The organism is Dyella sp., assembly GCF_036384435.1.
Taxonomy (GTDB): Bacteria; Pseudomonadota; Gammaproteobacteria; order Xanthomonadales; family Rhodanobacteraceae; genus GSA-30.
The window spans coordinates 22,665-30,488 of record NZ_DASVMI010000187.1 but is presented as its reverse complement, the minus strand read 5'-3'; the positions used below and the strand labels follow the sequence as shown (position 1 = coordinate 30,488).

At 63.5% G+C, this 7,824-nt stretch carries 6 protein-coding genes; 4 read left to right on the top strand and 2 right to left on the bottom strand.

The window, feature by feature from the left end; translation table 11 throughout:
• Positions 1–1,205: MASE1 domain-containing protein (locus VF436_RS20090; RefSeq protein WP_330905831.1), on the bottom strand; the 1,205-nt coding region annotated here is incomplete at its 3' end.
• Positions 1,206–1,270: 65 nt separating this feature from the next.
• Between VF436_RS20090 and VF436_RS20085 the strand changes: the two genes are divergently transcribed.
• On the top strand, positions 1,271–1,906 hold the full coding sequence (locus VF436_RS20085) for a response regulator transcription factor (protein WP_330905830.1): 636 nt from the start codon (positions 1,271–1,273) through the stop codon (positions 1,904–1,906).
• A gap of 200 nt (positions 1,907–2,106) precedes the next feature.
• Here the strand turns inward: VF436_RS20085 and recN are convergent, their stop codons facing one another.
• Positions 2,107–3,780 (bottom strand): DNA repair protein RecN, encoded by a 1,674-nt coding sequence (gene recN, locus VF436_RS20080; protein ID WP_330905829.1) that lies wholly within the window; start codon positions 3,778–3,780, stop codon positions 2,107–2,109.
• A gap of 248 nt (positions 3,781–4,028) precedes the next feature.
• Between recN and hrcA the strand changes: the two genes are divergently transcribed.
• From hrcA to dnaK, 3 genes are all read left to right on the top strand, one after another.
• Positions 4,029–5,090: a heat-inducible transcriptional repressor HrcA gene (gene hrcA, locus VF436_RS20075; RefSeq protein ID WP_330905828.1), complete on the top strand. Its 1,062-nt coding sequence runs from the start codon at positions 4,029–4,031 to the stop codon at positions 5,088–5,090.
• 90 nt (positions 5,091–5,180) lie between these two features.
• Entirely contained in the window at positions 5,181–5,714 is a 534-nt protein-coding gene (gene grpE / locus VF436_RS20070; protein ID WP_330905827.1) for a nucleotide exchange factor GrpE, read from the top strand.
• 160 nt (positions 5,715–5,874) lie between these two features.
• The gene (gene dnaK, locus VF436_RS20065; RefSeq protein ID WP_330905826.1) at positions 5,875–7,800 is read left to right on the top strand and encodes a molecular chaperone DnaK; all 1,926 of its coding nucleotides are present in this window, start codon (positions 5,875–5,877) and stop codon (positions 7,798–7,800) included.
• The last annotated feature ends 24 nt before the right edge of the window (positions 7,801–7,824 follow it).

Sequence of the window (7,824 nt, the reverse complement as noted above, 5' to 3'; positions counted from 1 at the left end):
GGGCCTTCATCCAGGGCTCGCAGCAGACCGAATTCGTCCAGCACCGCCGGACGCAGGTCATCTAACAGGCGGTGCAGCGCCCGGCGCATGTGGCCCAGGATCAGGTTGATCGAGTGGCTGACGTCTTCCATGCCAACCTGGGCCAGCCGGCCCTGGGCGAGCTTGAGGTGAGTCTGGATGGCGGTGAGGTTCTGGCCCAGTTCGTCGTGCAGTTCGGCAGCCATGTGGCGGCGCTGGTTTTCTTCCGCCTGCAAGTTGCCGCGTGCCGCATCACGCAGTTGGCGAGCCAGGTGATCCAGTCGTCGGTTGACTGCGGCCAGGTAGACATTTTGCTCGGCCACGCGCTCACTACTGCGTCGCAGGGCATCGGTGGCCGCGCCAAGCATCAACGCGCCGGTGCCGGCCACGGCCAGGAACAACTGTGCCGAAGCGCTGGAGATGCCATGACCGGCAATCCGGTCGACGATAGTCATGCCCAGGCTGGAGATCAGCATGGCGATGCTGGCACCGCGCCAGCCATGCCGGAACGCGAAGAACAGCACCGGGGCCAGGGATAGCACGCGGGCGAACTGCGGTTGCGGCGGGGCATGAGCCGACAGCACCAGCAGGATCGCCATGGCGGGAAGCATCACCAGCAGCCCATCCATGGCCAGTCGGGCGGTGGCGCGTCGACTCAAGTGGGCACGAGCCAGCATGATCATCAGCGGCACCACCAGCAGGATGCCGACGTAATCGCCCAGCAGGTCCTGGCCCAGCGCCTGCATCAGCAGGTCGGAGGTGGGCGTGGCATGGATTACCGCCAGCAGCGCGCCATCGGCGGCCGTGGTGGCGGCCACGGTGAAGGCGGCCGAGAGCAACAGGCGGGAGACGTCCTCAGGATCGCGCAGGCTTGCATGAAGGCTTGCCCGGCGCATCAGCCACAAGCAGAGTGCGACGATGAAAGGCTCCGGTAACTCGCCCATGACAAAGCCGAACCAACCCATCGGCAGGTGAGCGGCCGAGGTGATGCAGGCGGTGGCGCCCAGTTCGGCGGCCAGCAGCCAGGGCCAGTAGCGCATGGGGCTGAGCAGCAGCGCGCCGAAGCGCAGGCCGTAGGGCAGCATCCAATAGGGCTGTTCGGTTGGCCACAGGCAGATCCAGAGCGCGAAATAGCATGCGCCGAGCAGCAGCCCCAGGCCGGGAAAGAGGGAGGTTCGCGTCGCCATGGTGGGCGATGTTACATGTGGCGATGGGGCATGCGCCGCCTGCGGACCATGCTATACATGGCGGCATGTACAGCATCGTTCTGGTTGATGACCATGCCATCGTTCGCGAAGGCTTCAAGCGGCTGATCGAACTCGAGCCTGATCTCGAGGTGGTCGCCGAGTGCCGCAATGCCGACGATGCCGTCGAGGCAGTCGGACAAAAGCGTCCCGACCTGGTGGCGTTGGATTTATCCTTGCCCGATGGCAGCGGCCTGCCGTTGATCGAGCATCTTCGCAGTGTGACACCCAATACGAGGATCGTGGTGCTGAGCATGCACGACGGTGAGCCTTACGTTTCCGAGGCGCTGCGACGTGGCGCCAGCGGCTACGTCACCAAGGGAGTGGCTCCGGAGGAGCTTGTGGCGGGCCTTCGCGCGGTCATGCAGGGCGAGACCTTCCTCAGTTCCGATCTTCGTCAACGCCGTGCCGATCGCCCTTCCGAGGCACTCGATCCGATCAATCGCCTGACCACGCGCGAGCGCGAGGTATTTCTGCTGCTCGCCGCTGGCCGTGCGCCCAAACAAGTGGCAGCGGAACTGGGCATCGGTCAGAAGACCATCTACATCCACCGCGCCAGCCTGATGGGCAAGCTGGGGGCGGGATCGGAACTGGATCTATACCGGATGGCGACGGAGCGGGGGCTGTTGCCGAGAAAAGTGTGAGCCGGCCACGAATGCCATGCGCCAGATGGGAGGTGGGGAGCTGGGGTGCAAGTTCGAACGGGTGCGGTGAGCCACGGCCCAGCGCTACTGCGTCGAAACCATGCACTCCCGCCTCGGGGTGTCGGTTTTCGTGCCCCCGCTATCCATCTCCCCTCACTGAGCATGCCGTCACCTCTACCCGCATCGTTTGACAGGCGCGGTCAGCTTGCCTGCGCCCTCTCCAACATCTGCTTGGCATGGGCCTTGGTCTCACGGGTGATTTCCACGCCGCCGAGCATGCGCGCCAGTTCGTCACGACGGCCGGAAGCGTCGAGTTTCTCGATACGGGTCTGGGTGCTGACGCCGTCGCTATGCTTGGCCACGCGCAGATGGGCGTGGCCCTGCGCGGCCACCTGGGGCAGGTGAGTGACGCACAGTACTTGGCGTTGACCACCCAGGGCGCGCAACTTCTGGCCGACCACTTCGGCGACGGCGCCGCCGATGCCGGTATCGACTTCGTCAAAGACCATGCTGCCTACAGTGTCCTTGCCCAGGGTCGCCACCTCGATGGCCAGGCTGATGCGCGCCAGTTCGCCTCCCGAGGCCACCTTGCGCAGGGCGCGAGGCGGCTGTCCGGGGTTGGCGCTGACCAGCAGTTCGCAGCGCTCGCGGCCTTGGACATCGGGGTCGTCACTGCCAGTGGGTTCCAGCTCGATGACCAGTCGGCCGCCGGACATGCCCAATTCGCCCATCAACGCACTGACCTCCTCGCCCAGGCGACCGGCTGCATCGCCGCGAGCCTTGCTGAGCGCCTTGGCGGCCTTGAGATAGGCGCGCTGGTGTTCATCGCGCAGGCGGTCGAGCTTTTCCAGCGCCTCGCCCGCGCCCTCCAGTTGCGCCAGTTCGTCGCCGACGGCGATGGCTTTGTCATGCAGTTCGGCCACCGGCAGGCGGTGACGGCGGGAGAGTTCGTGCAGCCGCGTGAGGTGGGTGTCTACGTCGTTGAATCGCTCCGGGTCAAGGTCCACGTCCAGGGCATAGCGACCCAGGCCATCGGCGGCCTCGCTGAGCTGGATGCTGGCGTTGTCGAGCAGTTCGAGCACTGGCTGCAGCTTTTCGTCCAGGGCGGCCAGCTTGATCAATTCGCCCTGGGCGCGGGCGAGGCCGCGGCGCAGTGATAGTTCGCTATCGCCATCGAGCATTTCGCTGACCCCGGCAGCCCCCTCGGCCAGACGTCCGGCGTTGGCCAATCGCTTATGGCTGGCTTCCAGGTCAACCAACTGGTCGGCCGGCAGTGCCCATTTTTCCAGCTCGCTCAACTCGTGGCGCAATAGTTCAATGCGCTGCTCGCGATCGTCGCCACCGCTCAACGACTGGATGCGCGCCTGCACGGCACGCCATTGCTGGGTGGCATCCCGTACCTGGCCCAGCAGGTCATCGTGATTGGCATAAGCGTCGAGCAGGGCCAGCTGATGGGCCCGTGAGAGCAGGGCCTGGTGTTCGTGCTGGCCGTGAATTTCCACCAGCATGGCGGCCAGTTCGCCCAATTGGCTGGCATTGGCCGGCCGGCCGTTGATCCAGGCGCGCGAGCTGCCTTCGGCACGGATGACCCGGCGCAACTGGCAGGCGCCATCTTCATCCAGTTCCTCGCGTGCCAGCCAGTCACGAGCTGCAGGAAGGTCGGCCAAGTCGAATTCGGCCGCCAATTCCGCACGGTCGCTGCCGGCACGCACCATGCCGCTGTCGGCGCGACTGCCGGCCAGCAGCATGAGCGCATCGACCAGCAGGGATTTGCCGGCGCCGGTCTCGCCGCTGACAACGGTCAAGCCGGGCCCAAAGGCGATCTCGGCTTCTTCAACGACGGCGAAATGGCGGACGTAGAGAGAGGTAAGCATGGATGGCGCTGGTTTCGAAGTCGGAGGATTGTAAGGGTGAGGGTGGGGTTTTGGGGATTGGGTGGTTCGGGCGATGGGAGAAGGGCAGAGGGTGGCGCAAGTTCGAGCGGTCGACGCCAGCCGTCAGCCTGCGAGGTGCTTTCGGGCTGGCACGCCCCCCATCCATCTTCCGTTTCCTAAGCCTTTCCTTGCATTCTTCCCTCCCACACCTTATTTCTTCTCAGTCTCACGGACTGCCACAGCTGCGCATGCCCCAATCCTTTGGCCACGAACTCGATGCTCGCGCGCGGCGACTGCTGCGGACGCTGATTTCGCAGTACCTGACCGATGGAGAGCCGGTCGGCTCGCGCACGCTTTCGCGCTCCTCGGGGCTGGATGTGAGCCCGGCAACCATCCGCAACATCATGGCGGACCTGGAAGAAGCCGGGCTGGTCGCCTCGCCGCATACCTCGGCGGGCCGCGTGCCGACCCCCCGGGGGCTGCGTCTGTTTGTCGACAGCCTGATCGAGTTGCAGCCGCTACCGCTTGAGGAGATGGCTCGTCTGCGCCGTGAGCTACCGCCAGGCCCCACGACCACACGCGATCTTCTGGGGAATGTATCGACCTTGCTTTCAGCCATGACCCAGTTTGCTGGGGTGGTCTCGGTACCGCGCCAAGCGGATTTCCCGCTGAGACATATCGATTTCGTGCCGTTGCCCGATGCCCGCGTGCTGGTGATCCTGGTGTTTTCCGACAACCAGGTGCAAAACCGCATCGTGCAACTGGCCAAGCCTTTGGAGGCCCGTGAGCTCGAGCAGGCTGCCAATTACCTCAACACCCATTTTGCCGGGCTGCGCGTGGACGATATCCGCGCGCATCTGCTGCGCGAGCTGAAGGAAACCAGCAGCGAACTGAACCGCCTGATGTCCAGCACCGTGGAGCTGGCGGCGGCGTCGTTCGCGCCGCATTCGGAAGGCGACGACGTGCTGGTCAGCGGTCAGACCAACCTGATGTCCTATGCGGAGCTGGCCAATCTGGAGCGCCTGCGTGAATTATTCGACGCGTTTCAGAAGAAAAATGAATTGCTCCAGTTGATGGAAGTCTGTGCCCGGGCCCCGGGCGTGCGTCTTTTTATTGGCGAGGAATCAGGTTTCACCGCGCTGGACGGTTGCAGCGTGGTGACGGCCAGTTATGGTGCCCAGGGCCGCGTTTTGGGCGCCATTGGTGTGATCGGGCCCACGCGCATGGCGTACGAAAGGGTCATCCCTGTGGTACAAGCCACCGCGGGTCTGTTGAGTGATGCCTTGAATCGGGCAGCGGCGGCCTCATAAACCCCCGCGGGAGGCGGGATTTACCCGCATTAAGTTTACTGGTCGGTATGCAAAATCATGCCGGCCCTGGACGATGCTTGGAGTTTTTTCATGCAAAACAACGATACGCAGGCGCCAGAAAACGCGCCGGAATCCAGCGCGGCGAGCGATGCCCTTCAGGCCGATCTCGACGCCTTGAAAGAGCGCGTCGCTGAGTTGGAGTCGATGAATGCGGAGCTGCGCGATAGCGTGCTGCGTGACCGTGCCGACCTGGAAAACCAGCGCCGACGCTTGCAACGCGATGTCGATCAGGCGCGTCGCTTTGCCAATGAAAAGCTGCTCAACGAGTTGCTGCCGATCTACGACGGGCTCGAGCGCGGGCTCACCGTGGAAGGTGGCGATGTGGCCACCGTGCGCGAGGGCATCAACCTCACGCTCAAGGAGTTGCTGCGTATTGCGCAGAACAATGGCCTGGTCCAGGTCGATCCACTGGGCCAGCCGCTTGATCCTGAGCGCCATCACGCCGTGAGCATGGTCGATGCGCCCGGCCAGGCATCGGGCACGGTGGTGAGCGTGCTGCAAAAGGGCTATGTGTTGAATGATCGTCTGTTGCGTCCGGCGCTGGTCGCCGTGGCCAAGGACTGACAACACAGCGGCGCGGCGACACCTGAATCATGGGTGACGACCGCGACGAACCAAGGGAACCGAAGCCTTGACGGCGTTGAATCACAAGGCCCGGACCCCACTTAGAAACCAGTCGCGGCCGCGGGGGCCGCTTTAAAAGAATTTTTCGGAGTCAGAGCACATGGGCAAGATCATCGGTATCGATCTGGGCACGACCAATTCCTGCGTGTCCGTGATGGATGGCAACACCTCCAGGGTCATCGAGAACGCTGAAGGCGATCGCACCACGCCGTCGATCGTCGCGTTCACGAAGGACAGCGAAGTCCTGGTGGGTGCGCCGGCCAAGCGTCAGGGCGTTACCAATCCCAAGAACACCTTTTATGCGGTGAAGCGCCTCATCGGCCGCAAGTTCACCGATGCCGAGGTGCAGAAGGATCTCCACATCGTGCCGTACGGTATCGTGGCGCACGACAATGGCGATGCCTGGGTGCAGACCGCCGATGGCAAAAAGATGGCCCCGCAGGAAATCTCTGCGAAGGTGCTGATGAAAATGAAGAAGACTGCCGAGGATTATCTCGGTGAGCCGGTGACCGAGGCGGTCATTACCGTGCCTGCGTACTTCAACGACAGCCAGCGCCAGGCCACCAAGGACGCGGGCAAGATCGCCGGGCTGGAAGTCAAGCGCATCATCAACGAGCCGACTGCGGCTGCGCTGGCCTACGGCCTGGACAAGAAGGGCGGTGACCGCAAGATCGCCGTTTACGACCTGGGTGGCGGCACGTTCGACGTGTCGATCATCGAGATTGCCGAAGTCGACGGTGAGAAGCAGTTCGAAGTGCTGGCCACCAACGGCGACACGTTCCTGGGCGGCGAAGACTTCGACATGCGCGTCATCGATTATCTGGTCGAGGAATTCCAGAAGGACCAGGGCATCGACCTGCGCAAGGATCCGCTTGCCTTGCAGCGCCTGAAGGACGCCGCCGAGCGCGCGAAGATCGAACTGTCTTCCTCGCACCAGACCGAAGTGAACTTGCCGTATGTCACGGCCGACGCTTCCGGTCCCAAGCACCTGAACATCAAGCTGACCCGCGCCAAGCTCGAAGCGCTGGTCGAAGACCTGGTCAAGCGCACCATTGATCCGTGCCGCACCGCGCTCAATGATGCCGGCCTGCGCGTGTCCGATATCGACGAAGTGATCCTTGTCGGTGGCCAGACGCGCATGCCCAAGGTGCAGGAGTCGGTGAAGGATTTCTTCGGCAAGGAGCCGCGCAAGGACGTCAACCCGGACGAAGCCGTCGCCGTGGGTGCGGCCATCCAGGGCGGCGTGCTGGGTGGTTCGGTCAAGGACGTGCTGCTGCTCGACGTAACTCCGCTGTCGCTGGGTATCGAGACCATGGGCGGTGTGATGACCAAGCTGATCGAGAAGAACACCACGGTGCCGACCAAGGCCTCGCAGGTTTTCTCCACGGCCGACGATAACCAGACTGCCGTGACCGTCCACGTGTTGCAGGGTGAGCGCGAACGCGCCAGTGCGAACAAGTCGCTGGGCAAGTTCGACCTGCAAGGTATCGAGCCTGCGCCGCGCGGTATGCCTCAGATCGAAGTCACCTTTGACATCGACGCCAACGGCATAATTAACGTTTCGGCCAAGGACAAGAAGACCGGCAAGGAACAAAAGATCAAGGTTGAATCCGGCTCGGGCCTGTCCGACGAAGAGATCGCGCGGATGGTCGCCGATGCCGAGGCCAACAAGGAAGAAGACAAGAAGTTCCAGGAGCTTGTTGGCGTGCGCAACAAGGCCGATCAGCTGGTTCACGCTACCCGTAGTGCCCTCAAGGAACATGGCGGCAAGATCCCGGCCGATCAGTTGAGCACGATCGAGGGCACGTTGTCTGAGCTGGAGAAGGTCAAGGACGGCGACGACAAGGCCGCGATCGAGTCGAAGATCGAGAAGCTCGAGCAGGCTGCCCAGTCGTTGTACGCAGCCGCTCAGGGCGGTGCAGCCGGCGGCCCGGATACCAGCCACCAGCAGGCTCCGCACGGTTCGGCACAGCCGGACGACGTGGTCGATGCTGAATTCACGGAAGTGAAGGACGACAAGAAGTAAGGGCGGGAAGCCGCATGACGGGGC